Genomic DNA, 16,706 nt, shown 5'->3' with positions numbered 1-16,706 from the left:
GTTTTAGTGGTTGGGATGTTCGTATGCACTGACGAGAAAAATGACAACCGGAAATCTTGCAGACGAGGCTGAGGGCCTCACCCAGGAGGAGGAAGCAGTACTGGAGAAAATCGAGGAAGAGAACGTTAAATTCGTCCGGCTACAGTTTACCGACATCACCGGGACGGTCAAGAACGTTTCCATACCCGCGGGACAGGTCGAGAAAGCGTTCGACGAGGGGATCTGGTTCGACGGGTCGTCTATCGAGGGGTTCGTTCGGATTCAGGAGTCCGACATGCGCCTCGAACCCGACCCCGAGACGTTCGCCATCCTCCCGTGGCGCTCCAACGGCGATGCGGCGAGCGCTCGCCTGATCTGTGACGTTGCTAACACTGACGGCACGCCGTTCGCCGGCGGCCCGCGCCAGGTTCTCAGACGGGTTCTCGACCGCGCCGAGAACATGGGCTATCAGGTCTCTATCGGTCCGGAGCCGGAGTTCTTCCTCTTCGAAAAGGACGAAAACGGCAACGCGACGACGAACCCACACGACAACGGCGGCTACTTCGACCTCGCGCCCAAGGACCTCGCGAGCGACGTGCGCCGGGAGATCATCTTCACGCTGGAGGACATGGGCTTCGAGGTCGAGGCCAGTCACCACGAGGTCGCCGAGGGGCAACACGAGATCAACTTCAAGTACGACGACGCGCTCACTGCGGCCGACAACATCGCGACCTTCCGCGCGGTCGTCCGCGCCGTCGCCGAACAGAACGACCTCCACGCGACGTTCATGCCGAAGCCGATCGGTGAGATCAACGGCTCCGGCATGCACAGCCACATCTCGCTGTTCGACGAGGACGGGAACGCCTTCGCCGACGAAAGCGACGAGTTCAATCTCTCCGACACCGCCTACAGCTTCATGGGCGGCGTCCTGAACCACGCCGAGGCGTTTACGGCTATCACGAACCCGACCGTGAACTCCTACAAACGCCTGGTGCCCGGCTACGAAGCGCCGGTGTACATCGCGTGGTCGGGCGTCAACCGCTCGGCGCTCATCCGCGTCCCCGACGCGGCCGGCGCGAGCGCTCGCTTCGAGATCCGCAGTCCGGACCCGTCGTGCAATCCCTACCTCGCGCTTGCGAGCGTCATCGCCGCCGGTCTGCACGGCATCGAAAACGACGCCGACCCCGGCGAACCGGTCCGCGAGGACATCTACGAGTTCGACGACGAGAAACGCGAAGAGTACGGCATCGAGACGCTTCCGCCGAACCTCGGCGCTGCCGTCGACGCGCTTCAGGACGACGAGGTAGTCACCGAGGCGCTCGGCGAACACGTCAGCGAGAAGTTCGCTCAGGCGAAAAACGCCGATTACGCCGATTACAAGACTCACGTCAGCAGCTGGGAGGAAGAGAAGTATCTGGAGAAGTTCTAACGAGGAAAGCGGGAGTTTCACGGGTCACCCGACCCGTATCAGGCTGCTCCGGCAGTTTGTTTCGTCAGTAAGAGTGCGTGATGTGGAAATAGGCCGGTAGTCGTTCCAGTCACTCGTCAGTCGTCTGGTGGAGACCAAACGCGTACTCCAAGCTGAACATGACGAGCGCTATCGTGAGCGCCTGAACGAGGAGGAGATCCCTACTCACCAGTAATCCGGCTATGAGGACGCCAACACCGGACGATATCCCCAAGAAGACGGCATACGGTCCACGAGAGAGGCCCTTCAGCCACTCGTCACTGCGGTTGTAGAGACGTTTCACAGTAGCTATCGTCTCACTGTACTGTTTTTCCCGACAAATATGTTCCGGGATCAAACTCACCTACCGAACCACTCGGATACGTTCCAAACACTCAATCAAATAAACAGACTGTCTTACCACCTACTGTTGTGCCGTCCTCGCGTTTCGTTCTTTCACGCGGCGCACCCCGGCCGGTGCGGCGACGACGCTACCGAGCGATAGCGACGACAGTACGACGACCGCCGAGTCGGGGAGAGGAACGAGTAGCCAGGCGAGTACGAGCAGTTCCAGCGCGATGACACATCCCAGCGCGTACCCCAGGCCGACGGTCGTCCGTGGCCACGGTTCGGCCGGTACGTCGGCGAGTCGCCAGGCGACCAGCGCACCGGCGGCGGCCCCGAACGCCGCGAGAAGCTCCTGATTCGCACCGCTCACGACGATACCGAGCGCCGCAACGGCGGCCGCGGCCCCGAGCGCGACCGTGGGTCCGTCCGTTGTCCGCGAGACGGCGACGGCCACTGCGGCGAGGTACGCACCGCCAACCGCGACGCCCGCCACCACGTCGACGAGATAGTGAACTCCCAGGACGAGACGAGACACTGAGATGACGGCCACGAGCGCCGCCGCCGCGAGGAACCGCTGTCGGCGGGTGCCGATGTCGGTCCAAAGCGCGAGCGCACCCCAGACGGCGGCGCTCCCAACGGCGTGCCCGCTGGGGAACCCGTACCCGTCAGCGCTGACGGTTTCCTCGTACAGCGGTTCCAGCACGGCCGGAACGCTCTCGGGGAGCGCCGGCGGGTCGGCGGGCGGGCGAGGGAGGGCAAACGCGTACTTCAGCGCGAGCGTCAGCGCGATAGCACCGATCGCAACGCCGACGATTCGCATCGCGCGCTCTCGGTTCCCATACCAGTACAGGAGCGTCAGGATGACGACGTACAACCAGACGTCGCCGAGTTGTGTCAGCAAGGCGAACGCGGCCGTGACCGGTTCGGGAAAGATGTCACGGAGTATCTCGACGGCTCCGACCCCGCGGCTCATGAGCGCCAGGAACCGATAGCGTCACGTATCCGCCCGGGCGCGCCGAGCAGGGACAGGCCGGCACCGAACAGTACCATCAGCACGTACAGGCCGAGCGTCGACAGCCAGACGACGATCATCGCGAGTATCGCCCATCCGCCGCTGAGGAGGTAGAACGCGCCGATGGTCATCACGGTACCGTATAGGAGGACGAGGTACGGACCCCACCCCCGAGCGTGGCCCCGCCTGACGCGCTTGCGGACGTAGCGTTTGAGGTCGCTCTCGATGTCGTCCCGGTGGACCGTCCGCTGTTCGATCTCCTCCTCGAAGTCCTCGACTTCCTCGCGGAGGCGCTCTATCTCTGCTTCGAGGTCGGCTCTGTCGGGGTCCTCGCCGCCTGATGAGTGTGGGCTCGACGAGTGCCGCTCGTCCGTGGTCTCGTCTGCCTCGAAATCGTCGGCGGTGAGTCCGTCGTCTTCGTCCGACCCAGCGTCCCCGTCAGTGGCTATATCGTCGGTCATCGCTCGCGTTGCTCGTGTCTGTCTATGTCTGTCGTGTTGTAACTGCCGGTCCTCCGCGTAGCCGGCGAGTACCGCGTTGACGACGGCACCCAGCATGACGACCATCGCGCCGACGTACAGCCAGGTGACGAGCAACAGGACGCCGCCGAGAACGCCGTACGCCGCGTAGGCGTCCGCATTCGCGGCGTAGACCCGGAACACGGCGCTGAGGGCCGTCCAGCCGGTGGCGGCGAACACGGTGCCGGGGAGCGCCCCGCGGGCGTCGAGCGCGACGTTCGGGAACACGTAGTACAGCGGGAAAAACACGACTGAGAGGGAGACCAGCGAAAGGACCGACGCGATTTCGCCGGCTAGCGGGCCGGCGAACGTTCCGACCAGCGCGTTGATGACGGCGACGACGACGACGCCGAGGCCGATGGCCGACAGCACGATCAGGCCGTCGCGCACACTTCCGAGAAGCGATTCCTCACCGGTCGTGCCGTACACCGCCGAGAACGCGTAGTCGAGACCGCGGAACACTTTCAGACCGCCCCAGAGCAGGCCGGCGATACCGACGACGGTCGCGCCGCCCCGGCCGCTCTCGCTCGTCAGCGCATCGCGGACCAGGTCGGCACCCGATGGGGTGAGTATCTCGCCGGCGGCGCTCACGACTCGCTCGGCGAGCGCCTCGCCCCCGAACACGCTCGCGACGACGAGCGCCAGCAACAAGAGAGGGACGAGCGAGACGAACGCGTAGTACGCGATGCCGGCCGCCAGAAAGGTGACCTGCCGGTTCTGGACGACGGCGGCCACGCTCTTTCCGAACCCGACCGACCGCTGGAGTCGCTGGCGCACGTCCGATTCTTCGGCGCGGAAACACTATACTGTTTGCTGAAACTACTCGTGTTCGGTGACTTCTCGGACGGCCGCCACGTCCGCATCCGTCTTGAACGCCGTCCCGCTGTAGTGGGCACGGGACGCCTCGTAGCCGGCAGTCCGGAGTTTCCCGAGGAAGTCGTCCATCGCCGCCGCCGGGCGACCCCACTCCTTGCATAGGCGATGCTGGTCGTAGTGTGTGGGTTGGTCGAGTTCGTGTTCGACCGTCTCCAGCAGGTCGCGTGCGTTCTCGGCGGTGCCCATGTCGCCGCTGACCGCGTCGCGGACATCCGCGACGAACTCACGGTCCCGAACGCTGCCGAGCCAGATCGGTCCCGCGGTGACGACGCGTTCGCCCCCGCAGTTCGGACAGTCGTCCAGCGGGTCCGCGATCAGGCCGCGCTCGGTCTCGCGGTAGAGGCAGTCCTCGCAGTGGTAGACGTGGCCGAGTTCGTCGATAGCGGCGTTTGCGTCCGTCGCGCGGTGTTCCAGTTCGAGGTACGTCCGAACGTAGTGATTCGTCGCGTGGGAAAAAAGCGGCACGACACCCGTGTCGTACCGCGCGGCGGTCCGGGCGAGCGCCGACAGCAACACTCGGAGCCCCATCTCGGCGTGGTACTCGGTGTTTCGCGGGACGGCGCTGTAGCTCCTGACGCCGCTGTCGAAGTGCGCGCCACACAGCGGCGCGGTGTCGGTCGCCGTCACGCAAACCAGGTCACGCGTGTTGGCGAACGCGGCGTCCGCGAACGGCATCGGCGTCCCGAACGGGTCGATGTCGACCACGTCGAACACGTCGTCGTGCATCAGCGCGTTCGCGCCGCGCTGGACGACAGTGCCGTCTAGGTCGTTCGCCGCCAGGTTCCGCTCGCACAGGTCGATAGCGTCCGCGTCGACGTCACACAGCGTGGCGTCCCACCCCTCGGCCGCCGCGCGGACGCCGCGGATGCCGCTCGCGGCCATCGCGTCGAGGTACGTCTCCGCTCGCTCCTCCCGGTCGCCGAACGCGCGGAGGACGGCGACGGTGAGGTCGCGATTCAACTCCTGGACGGGATTGAAGAACACGGCGTCGTCGATACCCTCGCTTTCCTGTTCGGGTACCTCGATTTCGACCCCACCTTCCCGGACGTGCATACCCGTTTTCGCCCCCGGGACGCCGTAAGCGTGTGGATCGGAGGCGGGGTCTGGGGTTCCTGACGATGTATCTACCGGCGCTGCAACAGTTTCGAAGTCGTCACCGACAACGAATGCTGTACCCACGTTCTCGGGTCGCACACTAACGTTCACGCACCCTACACACCGAACCTGTTTTGTCGGGGGACTGTTTACTGGATGACAGTGATCAGGACCGACGCCGTGCGAACGGAGTGGCACCCGTGACGCGGGTCGAAGAGTGGAAAGCCGCGCTGGAAGACGCCGGCGAACTCACGCCCGACGCTGTCGATCGGATCACGTCGGTCCACGGCGACCGCGGGGCACGCGCAATCGAGTCCGTCTCCGAAGGCCGTGTGAAAGAGTACCGTGATTTCATCGTCGTCGTCGGCCACCGCGAGGAGTACGTCGTCGAGGACGGCGGCTGTACCTGCAAGGACAGCGCGTACAACCTGGACCCCGAGGACCCGACGGAGCGCTGTTGGCACTCGCTCGCCGTCGACATCGCCGAGCGAATCGACGCCGTGGACCATCACGACATGTGGTACTCGGAAGTCAGAGAGTTCCTATAGAAAGCCCTTGCGCGCCGCTGGCGCGGCGCGCTGCGCCCTTTCACTGTCCGCCGGAGGACGCGGAGCGTCCTCCGAGCCTTGTCACTTCGTTCGGCAAGACGCCGCAACGCGCTCGCTCCCGCTCGCGCGTTGACCCAGGCCCGCTAGTTTGGGCGAGTCCTCGCGGTCGCGAGGACACTCCGAGCGCCTGCCCTTCCCCGGGGAGCGCGGCGCTCGCCGCGAGGGCTCGCGCCGCGCTCCCGGCCGTCCGGAGGGAACTGGGTCGCCTCGCTACGCTCGCACACCTGTGCTCGACTGATACGTTCGATCCGGAAACGCTGAAAAAACGCCGGCGTCCTATTCCTCGGCGCAGATGTCGACGAAGTTCCGCAGGATCTGCAGTCCCGTCTCGCCGCTTTTCTCGGGGTGGAACTGCGTGCCGAAGACGGTGCCCGCCTCGTTCGCGACGATGCTAGGGAACTCGACCTCGTAGTCGGTCGTGGTGACCACGGCGTCGCCGCTGTCCGGTTCGGCGTAGTAGGAGTGGACGAAGTAGGCGTACTCCCCGTCAACGCCCTCTACGAGCGGGTGGTCGCGCTCGACGTTCAGTTCGTTCCAGCCCATGTGGGGTACCTTCTGGCCCTGCGCGAAGCGGACGTTGCGGCCGGGGATCAGGTCGAGACCCTGCACGTCGCCCTGCCCGGCGCGCTCGGCCTCTTCGCTGCTGGTCAGGAGCATCTGCATCCCGAGACAGATGCCGAAAACTGGCTGGCCGCGCTCGGCGGCGTCGAGTAAGGCGTCGCGGTACGGACCGGCATTTTCCATCCCTTCGCGGAACGCGCCGACCCCGGGGAGGACGATGCCGTCGGCGTCAGGAAACGTAGAGACGTCGTCGGTCACCGTCACTTCTGCGCCCGCGCGTTCGAGACCGCGCGTGACGCTGCGGAGGTTCCCGAGGCCGTAGTCTACGACGACGACCGAGGCCGTCGCCCCGTCGTTCTCGGTCGCCGCCGCGGTCTGTTGGCTCATGCGAACCCGTAGGAGCGTCGCGGTCAAGTTCCTTACTACTCCGGAACCGTCGCGCTGCGAACCAGGTCGGGTATCTCGTCGAGGCCGTCTATCTCGTAGGTGGGTTCGTGGGGCAGGTCGTAGTCGGCGCGGTGGGGACGGCGGACGAACGCGGAGTCGATGCCGGCGGCGTCCGCGGCGGCCACGTCGACCGCGCTGTCGCCGACGTACAGCGCCGACTCCGCGCCGAGTGCGTCGAGCGCGCGTTCGAGGTAGAACGGTTCGGGCTTCTTCCGGCCGACGCCCGCCAGGCTCATCTCGCGACCGCTGGCGAAGTCCAACCAGTCGAGGTCGTAGTGGTCGACGACGAAGTCGATCGTCTCGGACTGGTTGTTGCTGACGATGCCGAGCGGGAGCGACAGGTCGGCGACGGCGGCGACGTCGTCGTACAGCGGCTTCCCGCCGTTCCGGATCGATTCCTTCTGGCCCGCGGCGGCGCGCGCCTCGCGCTCGTCCCAGAGTCGTTCGGGGTCGATGCCGTACGCCCTGCAGATATCTCCCAGTTCGTCCATCGGACCCCGGATCAGGTATTCGACGTGGTGGGGGTCGGGTTCGTCGACGCCCAGTTCCCGAAAGGCCCCGCGGACTGCGGGTTCCATCACACCGTTGCTCGTCCGCTCGACGATCACGCCGTCGTTGTCGAAAAGCACCGCGTCGTACCGAAGGGACGCCTCGTCCATCTTGTCGAACTCTAACGACCCCACCGAGTTATACTGTTGGCTGTAACTTCGGAAGGATAGTCGGACCTCCGGGGTCCGATATTCCTCAAGGGATTACAGCTGACACTACTAATCCTGCGCTTGCGCTCGCCGACGGGTCCGGACAGGAGGACGACAACACTGCGGCCGCGCTGACCGGCGCGAGCGGAGAGCGCGGTCAGCGGACGGGGACGGGCAGGCACTCGAAGCGGTCGCGACATCCGTTGCCGTCTTCACGAGCAGAGCGAGCGACGGCTCGGTGCGGCGAAGCCGCTCCCGAAGGCACTCCCGAAGCCACTCGGTGGACAGTGAAGGGCACAGCAGCGGCCACCGAGCCGCTGCAAGAGCTTTCTTAGAACTCACCGAGCCTGGACTGCCCACCACTCCCGGTCTCGACGCCGGCGAGGTCGGCCGCCGTCGCCAGCGTCTCCTCGAACGTCTCCTCCTGGCTCCGGTCGTACAGCGTCGCGGCGGGGTGGACGCAGATCAGCACGCGCCGCGGTTCGCCGCCGATGCGCACGTCGACTAACGACCCGGCCTCGTTCGTGACGGCGACGTCCCGTTCGAGCAGGTGTTCGCTCGGGACTTTGCCGAGGGTGACGATGACCTCCGCGTCGACCGCCGCTATCTCCGACTCCAGATAGCCGCGGCAGTTCGCTAGTTCCTCCGTCGTCGGGTCGCGGTTGTCCGGCGGCCGACAGCGCACGCAGTTGCTGATCCGGATCGCCTCGCGTTCGAGTCCGGCGGCGAGCAGGGCGTCGTCCAGCACGTCGCCGCTCCGGCCGACGAACGGCTCTCCCCGTTCGTCCTCGTTGGCACCGGGGGCCTCGCCGATAAACTGCACGTCAGCGTCGGCCGGCCCGACGCCGTTGACGATTCGGTTTCGCGACTCGCAGAGGGCGGGACAGCGCTCGCAGTCGGTGACGGCGAGTCCCTCCATCTCGTCCATACGCCCCCGTTCGTCGGCTCGTACTACTCTCTTCGGATCTCGTCGCACGCCCGCGCCGCCAGCCGCGCGACGCGGACCGGTTCGGGCCGCCCGCCCTCGGGCGTAAACGCCCCGACGACGCGGTCCGCCTCGGCGTCGGCGATGCCGACGTTCCGGACGAACACCGTTTCGTCGCCGACGCCGACCGGACGCCGCGGCGGCAGCGCCTCGTAGGCATCGAGTCGCCAGTCCAGCGCGTCGCCGTCGAACTCGGCACGGAGCGACGGTTCGAGGCCCTCGCTCTCCTCGAACGTGACAGATAAAATCGGTCGGTCCGTCGCCCGGTGAACCCGGTTCAGCTCCAAGATGTTGTACCAGGCGAGCGCGACCCCACCGACGACAACGTACCGGACGTCCTCGCGGTCCAGTTGCCGGTAGAGGTCGATGATAGCGTCGGTCGCGTCGTCGCCACCGACCGTACACGAAGAGAAAGCGAAGCCGTCGACGGTCCGGGACGCACGGGTGACGACGCCGGCGAGCGTGCTCGTCTCGTCGCGGAACGACTCGGCGACGCCGAGCGCCCGCGTCCCGGGTTTCATCAGTTCGCTTCGCCGTCTTTGATGTCCTGTAGGCGGTCGATCAGTTCGTCGTTCGATGCCCCGATCTCGTACTCGATATCGCCGTCGTGGTCGGTTTCGTCGGTGGCGACGCCGTCGTCTGCGTCGATATCAGCATCGATGTTCTGAGTATCTTGTTCCGACTCGTCGTAGCTCCCGAAACCCATGCTACGACTGAAAATAGTGATTTGTTCCTAAAAAATTTCCCGGGCGGAGCGCCGCGGTTCGCTGGGCGTCGCCGATGCGTTGCTGTTTCTCAGACCGTACACGCTGGAAGTCCGCCGCTATGCACTGCCCGTTTCTCGCCCGCCGCTTTACTCCCGGCGCTCGCGCTTGGCCCACCACTGTTTTGCCGCCGTGCGGTCCAGTGAGCGTATGGACGTCATCAACGTCACCGCCGACGCGGACACCTTCACCTGCAACGCCTACCTCGCACTGGACGGCCGACCGACTCTGGTCGACGCGGGTGCGTGGCCCGGTATCGTCGACCGAATACGGGAGGAGACGGACGAACTGGACGCCGTCGTACTTACGCACCAGCACGGCGACCACGTCGCCGAACTCGACGCCGTGATCGACGCGTTCGACCCGGACGTGTACGCTTACGGCGACCATCCGCACCGAACTACGGCGGTCGACGACGGCGACGAGGTGACTGTCGGCGACGAGACGTTCGAGGTGGTGTATTCGCCCGGCCACGCGGACGACCACGTCGCTCTGGTCAGCGGATCGACGATATTCTGCGGCGATGTCGTCGTCCACGACGACGGCGCGTTCGACTACGGCAGTTTCGGTCGGACGGACGGACCCGGCCAGTCCCGCGAGGAACTCATCGAGAGCATCGAGCGGATCCTATCGCGAATGTCGGACTCCGTCGAACACATGTACGCCGGTCACGGCGGAGAGTTCCACGGGGAAGTGACCGACGTGATCGAGACTGCGCTATCGCGGGCGAAACAGCGAGAACCGAAATACCCCGACGAGTAGCGTCTGTCAGTTGCGAAAACGAGCGATGGATCAGGCGCTGCGGGATTCCTTTGCCTTCGGTCGAAGGTTCTTGTAGCCGCATTTGCGGCAGTTGTCGGCGCGTTTGGGGTTGCGGGCGTTACAGCGCATGCAGATCATCTTGTCGAGGATGCGTCCCTCCGCTTTGTCGAACGTAGCCATACCCCCCAGTTGCCCGCCACCGAATAAAAGGGTTTCCGAGTGGACGCGTCATCGGGTTGGTTGTAACTGTGTACCGGTAGTCGCCGACCCCGCGTCGGCGAAATGCCGAAATGACACACACCCGTCTCTATCACTCCTCGGCGAGGTATTCATCCTGAACGGCGACGATCTCGGTCGAGTCCTCGCAGTCGGCGTAGCGCCTGAGCGGCTCCGCGTTGAGTTCGAGAAACGTTTCGCCCCAGGTGAACTTCGCGAGGATCCGCTCGGCGTGGTCGCGCTCGCCCAGAATGACAAGCCCGGCGGCGAGTGCCTCGACCGTCGTCAGGCGGAACGGCCGCCCGTAGTTGACGGGGTTCGCGGCGACGAGAAAGGGGAGCGCCCGGTGTTCGCCCGGGAGGTCGAACATCGCCTCGCCGGCCGTCTCCCACGAGCAGTCCAGCGCGACGAGTCTGTTAGCGTCCGCATCCGCCGGCGAAAGCGCTTGCTCGGCGTGGGGGTTCAACACGACGCCGTACGGCGTTGCTCTCGCCGAGCGATGCAGTGCCGCCAGGTCGAACCGTTCGAGTTTCCGGGCGGTACATTTCTTCGGGTCGTCGTCGCCCTCGTACCGGACGTGCAGTTCCACGCAGATACGTAGGTTCGGATCCGGCAAAAAGCGCTCGGACTGTCGTTATCGGCGGGACTGCACGGAGCCGACGACACGTCGTTATCGCCGCAGGACGTGGAGCGCGAACCCGATAGACGGGACGAAAACGACGAAGCCGAGCACTCCACCGAAGAGAAACGACACGATGTTTATGATGAGCAGGGTGGTCAGAAACACCGCCTTTGATTTCATGTCGAGCATGTGTTGTCGATTCTGAACGTTCCAGAGATAAGAATTTACACCTTTCATACCGCTCGGGCGAACGACAGCCTCGTTCAACGGAACTCTCGGATGCCACCGCTACTGATCCCTCGCGGTATTGGTGGATGCTAACACACTTCGGTTTCTGGGCCGGATCGACGCTTATGAGCATCGTGGATAAACTCAAGGACATGCTCGTGCCGCGCACGGAGAAAGGAGTCAGGCTGGAATGCGCTGACTGCGGGGCGAAAGTGGACGGTGACCCGACCGCGTGTCCGGAGTGTGGATCGCACGAACTCGTCGAGCGCGAGAGCTTCGAGATGCGCCCGAGGGAGTGATAGAGGGCGTGTACCGCGGTGGTCCCGCCGCGCGTGTACCGCGGCAGCGGTAGCTCCGGGTTACCGCGTCACCCTCGGAGCGGCGCGCGGAACGGCGACGAAGTACTGTCCGTTATGTGAGAGGAACTAAGGTGGCGGAGGTGTACGTGTCGCTCATGATAGCTGTCGGTTCGGACGCCCCGTCGTTCCAGTTGCCCGGCGTGGACGACGGAGAGATCGGCGAGTATGCCCTCGACGATTACGACGGCGAATCGATCGTCGTTCTCGCATTCTACCCCGCTGATTTCAGTCCTGCCTGTACGGACGAGTTGTGCGCGTTACAGGACCTCGAACTCTTCGCCATGCAACGGGACGTGACGATCTTCGGCATCTCACCCGACAGCGTGTACAGTCACCGCGCGTTCGCAACGGAGTACAACCTGGGGTTCCCGTTACTCTCCGACAGCGTCGGCAACGTCGCGGAGCAGTACGGCGTCCTCCAGTCGGAGTTCGAGGGCCACGAGCGCGTCCCGAAGCGGTCGGTGTTCGTTCTGGACGCGAACCTGACCGTCGAGTACGCCTGGTGCGGGGAGTCGCCGGTCGACCTCCCGGACCTCGAAGCCGTCCGCGACGCCGTCGAAGCGGTTCAGGACGACGGAACGGCGATCGAACGCTATCGCACCGCGTGCAACCACTTTCGGTTCGGACGGTCGGAGTTCGAAACCGCTCGGACGGCGTTCGAACGCGAAGACTGGTCGACTGCCGACGCCACGTTCGGGGAAGCCCTCGGCTACTTCGACGAGGCGGCGGCCGCCTTCGAGTCCGCCAGACGGTTCGGCTCGGACCCGGTTGCCCACCGCGCAGCGACGGCCGCCGAGACGGCGGACGCGTACCGTCGAGCAGCGAAGTGGTACGCCGAGTCGGCCGAGTACTACGCCGACGACGCTCCGGAATGGGGCGACGAATACCGAGACGACGCCATCGAAGCGCTGCACTCCGCCCCGGACGACGGGGATATTTCGGACCTCTACCCGCTTTCGGAGTAAGCGCGCGGCGACGGGCGCAGTGACCGGTGGCTTTTCGGCCGCGGCCCGCGCACCTACGGGCATGACAGACGCCGAGGAGACGGTCCGCTCGTTCTACGCCGCCCTCGACGACGGCGCGTACGACGACCTCGAAGCCCTGCTTTCCCCCGAGTTCGTCCAGCGCCGCCCCGACCGCACCTTCGAGGGCCGAGACGCGTTCGTCTCGTTCATGCGCGACGACCGCCCGATGACCGACACCGTCCACGAACTCCGAACCGTCTTCGTCGCGGACGGCGAGCGGGAAGTGGCCGCGCGCGGCCGCCTCGAAACTGCGGCCGAGCGGAGTGCATCGAACCCCGCTTCGAAGACTCGACAGGACGCCGACACCGAAGTGCTCTTTCAGTTCGTCGACGTTCACCGTTTCGCCGACGACGGACGGATCGAACGACTCGACACGTTCACGCAGTGATATCGCCCGATCTCGTCCGCGTGAGAGCCCTGTCTCGCGGGCGGCGGCGATAGGCCGCCTCCGGCGGCGGACTATTGGTCCAGATCGGCCTCAAGTGACTTTTTCCCCTTGTGAGTTCTTGCGAATATGTCCGCTGGGAACCGTCGATCGCTCTCTCCCCGTTCCGCAGCGCTCCTCCGGCTATCGCTCGCCGTCTTCGTCTCCGGGATCATCTATTCGGTTTCCGGCGTGGTTCCGTCCCGCCGCTTTCGGACGCCGACGCGCTGTCCGCGGCGCTCGGTGCGGGGATCGCCGCCAGCGGTACGCTGGGATACGTGAATTCGGGACCCGGCGAGACGCTCGCGGGTTTCCACGGACTGGTAGCGCTACCCGTCGTTCTCACCGTCAGTGTCGTCCGCTTTCCGGACGGCCGCCCGGTTGCGGGAGAGACTGGTCTACATGCGCTCGTGTGGACGGGTATTCGCAGTCAGAACAGTTCTCGCGGTTCGTGCGGGGGCGGCGTGAGACTGGAAGGGGTCACTCACCGGTTCGTGGCTGCGCGTTCGTCGAGTTCGACTGGCGCGCCCGACCTGCTTCCGTCAGTCGCGTTCGCCGGCACCCAGCGCGCTCTCGCCGACCCGGTCGTGGCCCTCGATGACTTCCTGGCCGCCCATGTACGGGCGGAGCGCTTCGGGGACGGTGACGGTGCCGTCCTCGTTCTGGTAGTACTCCATGATGGCGACCATCACGCGCGGGACGGCGACGCCCGACCCGTTCAGCGTGTGGAGGTACTCCGCGCCCTCGTGGCGCTCCGGCCGGTAGCGCAGGCCGGCGCGGCGGGCCTGGAAGTCCTCGAAGTTCGATACGCTGGAGACTTCGAGCCAGCGGCCGCCTTCCGCGGGGCCGTCCTCCATGTCGTCGCCGGGGGCCCACACCTCGATGTCGTACTTCTTGGCCTGGGTAAAGCCCATGTCGCCGGTACACATGTCAAGCACGCGGTAGGGGAGTTCGAGGCGGCGCAGGACTTCCTCGGCCTCGTCTAACAGGCCCTCTAACCGGTCGTAGCTCTCCTCCGGTCGGACGAAGTTGACGAGTTCGACCTTGTGGAACTGGTGGACGCGGACGTAGCCTCGCGTCTCCGTGCCGTGCTCGCCGGCCTCGCGGCGGAAGTTCGGCGAAAACGCCTGATGTTTGACGGGGAGGTCGTCGTCAAGCAGGATCTCGTCGCGGTACATGTTGGTGACGGGCACCTCCGCGGTCGGCAGCAGCCAGAGGTCGTCGTCTTCGTACTCGTCGTCCTGCCGCGCGCCGACGCGATACGCGTCCTCGGCGAACTTCGGCAGTTGGCCGGTTCCCTCCATCGATTCGCTGTTGACGGGGATCGGCGGCAGAACGTCGACGTACTCCTGTTCCCGGTGGACGTCGAGCATGAACTGGACGAGCGCGTGTTCGAGGCGAGCCCCGCCGCCTTTGACGAACTGGAAGCCGCCGCCGCTGACCTTCGCGCCCCGCTCGAAGTCGAGGACGTCGAGTTCCTCGCCCAGGTCGTAGTGGGGAGTCACGTCGTCGGGCATCTCCCGCAGGTCGTCGAACCCCTCGCGGTAGCGTTCGACGTTGTCGCTTTCGTCCTCTCCGACCGGGACGCTCTCGTGGGGAACGTTCGGCAGGCGGAGCAGGTCGCGTTCGAGTCGCTCCGCCAGTTCGTCCGCGCGCTCCTCCACGTCCTCCAGTTCCGCTTTGAGTTCCTGTGAGCGGTCGATGGCCTCCTGGGCCTCCTCTTCCTTACCGTCTTGTTTCAGTTGGCCGATCTGGCTGGAGACTTCGTTGCGCTCGTGTCGCAGGTCGTCGCCGCGGGCTTTCAGTTCGCGCCACTCCTCGTCGAGTGCGAGAATCGCGTCGACGTCCACGCCGTCGACGCCCTTGCGGTCGACGGCGTCCCGCACCTCGTCGGGGTTCTCGCGTAGGTACGTCCGGTCGAGCATTCCTGTCCGCTGGTTTCCCGCGCCGAGGCAAAACCGTGTCGGAACTACGGGAACGGCTCACACCACGCCCAACCGCACCCATATTTATCCGCCGCCGGTACTCGCTACTTGACATGGCTCCGTCCTCATCCACCTCCCGGCGTCGGTTCCTGACAGCGGCCACCGCAACGGCAGTCGCCGTTCCGGCAGTGACGGCCGCGGGCGGCAGTCGCGACCTCGACCAGCAGACGACCATCCGACTGGCGAGTGACATCCAGGGCTGGCGAGGCGTTTCCCCCGACCGGATCGAGGGCGAAGAGAATCCGACCCTGTATCTGACGGCGGGCGAGGAGTACGAACTGGTCTGGGAGAACGCAGACGGCGTCGGCCACAACCTCGTCCTCCGCGACGAGAACGACGAGTCGGTCGCCAGGACCGAGACGGTAGGCGAGGAGGGAGCGACCCGGTCGATATCGTTCACCGCGAGCGAGGACCTGGTGAGTTACCGCTGCGGGATCCACCCGTCGTCGATGCAAGGCGACATCAGTTTCGGCGACCCGCCGACGGAGACGACAACGCAGGGAGCTCCCACGACTGACGACGGGACAGCCACGGAAACAACCGACGACGAAACGGCCACGGAAGCGACCGACGACGAGACGACAGCCGACACCGGCGGAACGGACCCGCAGACGACCGCGTCCGACGACGGAAGTGACGGCGGCGGGCAACCCGGATTCGGCGTCCTCGCGGCGGCCGCCGGCCTACTCGGGGCGCTGGGTCTCAGGCGTCGCCAGCGCTGACGGACCGACCTACCGATCCGCAGCACAAGGATTTTCTCGCCGGGGGGCGGGCTATCTCACATGGAACCCGGAGACGTTCGGACGGTGACGTCGGGCGAGTGTACGGACCTATACTACGTCGACACGGGCATGTACGACACCGCGGAGTACGGGTCGGTCTACGTTCTCGACGCCGAGCGACCCGCTATCGTCGACACGGGCATCGGCACGAACTACGAGCGCATCCTGGCCGCGCTGGACGAGGCGGGGATAGAGCGGGACGACCTGGAAGTTATCGCGATAACGCACGTCCACCTCGACCACGCCGGCGGCGCTGGGTTCATCGCCGATGCCTGCCCGAACGCCGAGGTGTACGTCCACGAGAGCGGCGCACGCCACCTCGCCGACCCCTCGCGCCTCTGGAAAGGGACGAAAAGCGCCGTCGGCGACCAGATCGAGTTCTACACCGAACCGGAACCGGTCCCCGACTCTCGGATCACGGAACTCGAAGACGGCGACACGATAGACCTCGGCGACCACGAACTCGTCGTCCACCACGCTCCGGGGCACGCACCCCACCAGGTCGTGTTCGAAGACCCCGCGAACGACGCCGTCTTCACCGCCGACGCGGCGGGGATCTGGGTACCGTCGATCTCCCAGATAACGGAAACGTCACCGCCACCGCAGTTCGACCTGGAGGGGACCCTCGCCGACGCCGAGATGCTCGTCGCCATGGACCCGGAGACGCTCCTGTTCGCGCACTTCGGCCCGAAGGACGCTGACGGCGTCCTTGCGGAGTACACGGACGTGTTGACCGACTGGGTGCAGGCGGTCGAACGGAAGCGCGAGGAACTGGGAGACGACGAGGCGGTGATCGATCACTTCGTCGAGAACGCGGACATGGGGCACGTGTGGGGCGAGCGGAAGGCCCGCGGGGAGACCGCAATGAACGTCAGAGGCGTCCTGACGTATCTCGACCACGGGGAGTGAGACTCGCACGGGCAGAAACAACCGCTTGACACGGGTCTATCGTTCCTCATCTTTTA

21 protein-coding genes are annotated in these 16,706 nt (G+C 65.5%); 8 read left to right on the top strand and 13 right to left on the bottom strand.

The genetic code is table 11. The features are described 5' to 3' along the window. The first annotated feature begins 40 nt into the window (after window positions 1-40). Window positions 41-1,408 (top strand): type I glutamate--ammonia ligase, encoded by a 1,368-nt coding sequence (glnA, locus tag SM753_RS06670; protein ID WP_138798247.1) that lies wholly within the window; start codon window positions 41-43, stop codon window positions 1,406-1,408. A 109-nt stretch (window positions 1,409-1,517) separates the two neighbouring features. On the opposite strand, the gene SM753_RS06665 is transcribed toward glnA, so the two are convergent. The 4 genes from SM753_RS06665 to SM753_RS06650 all read right to left on the bottom strand — a co-directional run bounded on the left by SM753_RS06665 (window position 1,518) and on the right by SM753_RS06650 (window position 5,233). Beyond that, entirely contained in the window at window positions 1,518-1,739 is a 222-nt protein-coding gene (locus SM753_RS06665; protein WP_369335343.1) for a hypothetical protein, read from the bottom strand. Between the two features lie 111 nt (window positions 1,740-1,850). Next, entirely contained in the window at window positions 1,851-2,747 is an 897-nt protein-coding gene (locus SM753_RS06660) for a phosphatase PAP2 family protein (protein ID WP_323191009.1), read from the bottom strand. Further along, window positions 2,744-4,081 (bottom strand): YihY/virulence factor BrkB family protein, encoded by a 1,338-nt coding sequence (locus SM753_RS06655; RefSeq protein ID WP_323191008.1) that lies wholly within the window; start codon window positions 4,079-4,081, stop codon window positions 2,744-2,746. The genes SM753_RS06660 and SM753_RS06655 overlap by 4 nt, the downstream gene beginning before the upstream one ends. Window positions 4,082-4,123: 42 nt before the next feature. Beyond that, window positions 4,124-5,233 carry a tRNA (guanine(26)-N(2))-dimethyltransferase gene (locus tag SM753_RS06650; RefSeq protein WP_323191007.1) on the bottom strand — a complete coding sequence of 370 codons (1,110 nt, stop codon included), beginning with the start codon at window positions 5,231-5,233 and terminating at the stop codon, window positions 4,124-4,126. A 242-nt stretch (window positions 5,234-5,475) separates the two neighbouring features. On the opposite strand from SM753_RS06650, the gene SM753_RS06645 reads away from it, so the two are divergent. After that, window positions 5,476-5,823 carry a hypothetical protein gene (locus SM753_RS06645; protein ID WP_323191006.1) on the top strand — a complete coding sequence of 116 codons (348 nt, stop codon included), beginning with the start codon at window positions 5,476-5,478 and terminating at the stop codon, window positions 5,821-5,823. A 336-nt stretch (window positions 5,824-6,159) separates the two neighbouring features. Here the strand turns inward: SM753_RS06645 and hisH are convergent, their stop codons facing one another. The 5 genes from hisH to SM753_RS06620 all read right to left on the bottom strand — a co-directional run bounded on the left by hisH (window position 6,160) and on the right by SM753_RS06620 (window position 9,280). Next, window positions 6,160-6,831 (bottom strand): imidazole glycerol phosphate synthase subunit HisH, encoded by a 672-nt coding sequence (gene hisH / locus SM753_RS06640; protein WP_323191005.1) that lies wholly within the window; start codon window positions 6,829-6,831, stop codon window positions 6,160-6,162. A 35-nt stretch (window positions 6,832-6,866) separates the two neighbouring features. Then, a complete protein-coding gene (locus tag SM753_RS06635; protein ID WP_323191004.1) occupies window positions 6,867-7,550 on the bottom strand; it encodes an HAD-IA family hydrolase in 684 nt (227 codons plus the stop codon). Between the two features lie 370 nt (window positions 7,551-7,920). Further along, window positions 7,921-8,517 carry a uracil-DNA glycosylase family protein gene (locus SM753_RS06630; protein ID WP_135534805.1) on the bottom strand — a complete coding sequence of 199 codons (597 nt, stop codon included), beginning with the start codon at window positions 8,515-8,517 and terminating at the stop codon, window positions 7,921-7,923. A gap of 23 nt (window positions 8,518-8,540) precedes the next feature. After that, the gene (locus SM753_RS06625; RefSeq protein ID WP_323191003.1) at window positions 8,541-9,095 is read right to left on the bottom strand and encodes a DUF99 family protein; all 555 of its coding nucleotides are present in this window, start codon (window positions 9,093-9,095) and stop codon (window positions 8,541-8,543) included. After that, window positions 9,095-9,280 (bottom strand): DUF5786 family protein, encoded by a 186-nt coding sequence (locus SM753_RS06620; RefSeq protein ID WP_138798239.1) that lies wholly within the window; start codon window positions 9,278-9,280, stop codon window positions 9,095-9,097. The genes SM753_RS06625 and SM753_RS06620 overlap by 1 nt, the downstream gene beginning before the upstream one ends. Window positions 9,281-9,488: 208 nt before the next feature. Here SM753_RS06620 and SM753_RS06615 point away from each other — a divergent pair, with 208 nt between their 5' ends. After that, on the top strand, window positions 9,489-10,100 hold the full coding sequence (locus tag SM753_RS06615) for an MBL fold metallo-hydrolase (protein ID WP_323191002.1): 612 nt from the start codon (window positions 9,489-9,491) through the stop codon (window positions 10,098-10,100). Window positions 10,101-10,130: 30 nt separating this feature from the next. Here the strand turns inward: SM753_RS06615 and SM753_RS06610 are convergent, their stop codons facing one another. From SM753_RS06610 to SM753_RS06600, 3 genes are all read right to left on the bottom strand, one after another. Beyond that, window positions 10,131-10,280 carry a 50S ribosomal protein L40e gene (locus tag SM753_RS06610; RefSeq protein ID WP_135534801.1) on the bottom strand — a complete coding sequence of 50 codons (150 nt, stop codon included), beginning with the start codon at window positions 10,278-10,280 and terminating at the stop codon, window positions 10,131-10,133. A gap of 130 nt (window positions 10,281-10,410) precedes the next feature. Beyond that, window positions 10,411-10,905: a DUF367 family protein gene (locus SM753_RS06605; RefSeq protein ID WP_135534800.1), complete on the bottom strand. Its 495-nt coding sequence runs from the start codon at window positions 10,903-10,905 to the stop codon at window positions 10,411-10,413. A gap of 81 nt (window positions 10,906-10,986) precedes the next feature. Then, on the bottom strand, window positions 10,987-11,127 hold the full coding sequence (locus SM753_RS06600) for a hypothetical protein (RefSeq protein WP_168192995.1): 141 nt from the start codon (window positions 11,125-11,127) through the stop codon (window positions 10,987-10,989). Between the two features lie 164 nt (window positions 11,128-11,291). Here SM753_RS06600 and SM753_RS06595 point away from each other — a divergent pair, with 164 nt between their 5' ends. The 3 genes from SM753_RS06595 to SM753_RS06585 all read left to right on the top strand — a co-directional run bounded on the left by SM753_RS06595 (window position 11,292) and on the right by SM753_RS06585 (window position 12,938). Further along, window positions 11,292-11,465, top strand: coding sequence for a hypothetical protein (locus SM753_RS06595; protein ID WP_168192903.1), 174 nt, complete (start codon window positions 11,292-11,294; stop codon window positions 11,463-11,465). Between the two features lie 155 nt (window positions 11,466-11,620). Continuing rightward, complete coding sequence (locus SM753_RS06590) at window positions 11,621-12,490, top strand: peroxiredoxin (RefSeq protein WP_323191001.1); 870 nt, start codon at window positions 11,621-11,623, stop codon at window positions 12,488-12,490. 61 nt (window positions 12,491-12,551) lie between these two features. After that, the gene (locus tag SM753_RS06585) at window positions 12,552-12,938 is read left to right on the top strand and encodes a nuclear transport factor 2 family protein (protein ID WP_323191000.1); all 387 of its coding nucleotides are present in this window, start codon (window positions 12,552-12,554) and stop codon (window positions 12,936-12,938) included. A gap of 578 nt (window positions 12,939-13,516) precedes the next feature. Here SM753_RS06585 and serS read toward each other — a convergent pair. Further along, window positions 13,517-14,899 carry a serine--tRNA ligase gene (gene serS, locus SM753_RS06580; RefSeq protein WP_138798236.1) on the bottom strand — a complete coding sequence of 461 codons (1,383 nt, stop codon included), beginning with the start codon at window positions 14,897-14,899 and terminating at the stop codon, window positions 13,517-13,519. 113 nt (window positions 14,900-15,012) lie between these two features. Here serS and SM753_RS06575 point away from each other — a divergent pair, with 113 nt between their 5' ends. Both SM753_RS06575 and SM753_RS06570 read left to right on the top strand, forming a co-directional pair. Then, window positions 15,013-15,681 carry a PGF-CTERM sorting domain-containing protein gene (locus SM753_RS06575; protein WP_323190999.1) on the top strand — a complete coding sequence of 223 codons (669 nt, stop codon included), beginning with the start codon at window positions 15,013-15,015 and terminating at the stop codon, window positions 15,679-15,681. Between the two features lie 60 nt (window positions 15,682-15,741). Then, the gene (locus SM753_RS06570; RefSeq protein WP_323190998.1) at window positions 15,742-16,650 is read left to right on the top strand and encodes an MBL fold metallo-hydrolase; all 909 of its coding nucleotides are present in this window, start codon (window positions 15,742-15,744) and stop codon (window positions 16,648-16,650) included. Window positions 16,651-16,706 lie beyond the last annotated feature (56 nt).

This window comes from Halostella sp. PRR32, assembly GCF_034808085.1.
Lineage (GTDB): Archaea > Halobacteriota > Halobacteria > Halobacteriales > Natronoarchaeaceae > Halostella > Halostella pelagica.
Note: the sequence above shows the minus strand (reverse complement) of the source record. Positions and strands in the feature narration are given on the sequence as shown.

What these genes read in the sequence shown, in the direction of transcription:
- glnA (WP_138798247.1), top strand. Translation starts at nt 41, where the DNA reads ATGACAACCGGAAATCTTGCAGACGAGGCTGAGGGCCTCACCCAGGAG.
- SM753_RS06660 (WP_323191009.1), bottom strand. Translation starts at nt 2,747, where the DNA reads ATGAGCCGCGGGGTCGGAGCCGTCGAGATACTCCGTGACATCTTTCCC.
- SM753_RS06650 (WP_323191007.1), bottom strand. Translation starts at nt 5,233, where the DNA reads ATGCACGTCCGGGAAGGTGGGGTCGAAATCGAGGTACCCGAACAGGAA.
- hisH (WP_323191005.1), bottom strand. Translation starts at nt 6,831, where the DNA reads ATGAGCCAACAGACCGCGGCGGCGACCGAGAACGACGGGGCGACGGCC.
- SM753_RS06635 (WP_323191004.1), bottom strand. Translation starts at nt 7,550, where the DNA reads ATGGACGAGGCGTCCCTTCGGTACGACGCGGTGCTTTTCGACAACGAC.
- SM753_RS06630 (WP_135534805.1), bottom strand. Translation starts at nt 8,517, where the DNA reads ATGGACGAGATGGAGGGACTCGCCGTCACCGACTGCGAGCGCTGTCCC.
- SM753_RS06625 (WP_323191003.1), bottom strand. Translation starts at nt 9,095, where the DNA reads ATGAAACCCGGGACGCGGGCGCTCGGCGTCGCCGAGTCGTTCCGCGAC.
- SM753_RS06620 (WP_138798239.1), bottom strand. Translation starts at nt 9,280, where the DNA reads ATGGGTTTCGGGAGCTACGACGAGTCGGAACAAGATACTCAGAACATC.
- SM753_RS06615 (WP_323191002.1), top strand. Translation starts at nt 9,489, where the DNA reads ATGGACGTCATCAACGTCACCGCCGACGCGGACACCTTCACCTGCAAC.
- SM753_RS06610 (WP_135534801.1), bottom strand. Translation starts at nt 10,280, where the DNA reads ATGGCTACGTTCGACAAAGCGGAGGGACGCATCCTCGACAAGATGATC.
- SM753_RS06600 (WP_168192995.1), bottom strand. Translation starts at nt 11,127, where the DNA reads ATGCTCGACATGAAATCAAAGGCGGTGTTTCTGACCACCCTGCTCATC.
- SM753_RS06595 (WP_168192903.1), top strand. Translation starts at nt 11,292, where the DNA reads ATGAGCATCGTGGATAAACTCAAGGACATGCTCGTGCCGCGCACGGAG.
- SM753_RS06590 (WP_323191001.1), top strand. Translation starts at nt 11,621, where the DNA reads ATGATAGCTGTCGGTTCGGACGCCCCGTCGTTCCAGTTGCCCGGCGTG.
- SM753_RS06585 (WP_323191000.1), top strand. Translation starts at nt 12,552, where the DNA reads ATGACAGACGCCGAGGAGACGGTCCGCTCGTTCTACGCCGCCCTCGAC.
- serS (WP_138798236.1), bottom strand. Translation starts at nt 14,899, where the DNA reads ATGCTCGACCGGACGTACCTACGCGAGAACCCCGACGAGGTGCGGGAC.
- SM753_RS06575 (WP_323190999.1), top strand. Translation starts at nt 15,013, where the DNA reads ATGGCTCCGTCCTCATCCACCTCCCGGCGTCGGTTCCTGACAGCGGCC.
- SM753_RS06570 (WP_323190998.1), top strand. Translation starts at nt 15,742, where the DNA reads ATGGAACCCGGAGACGTTCGGACGGTGACGTCGGGCGAGTGTACGGAC.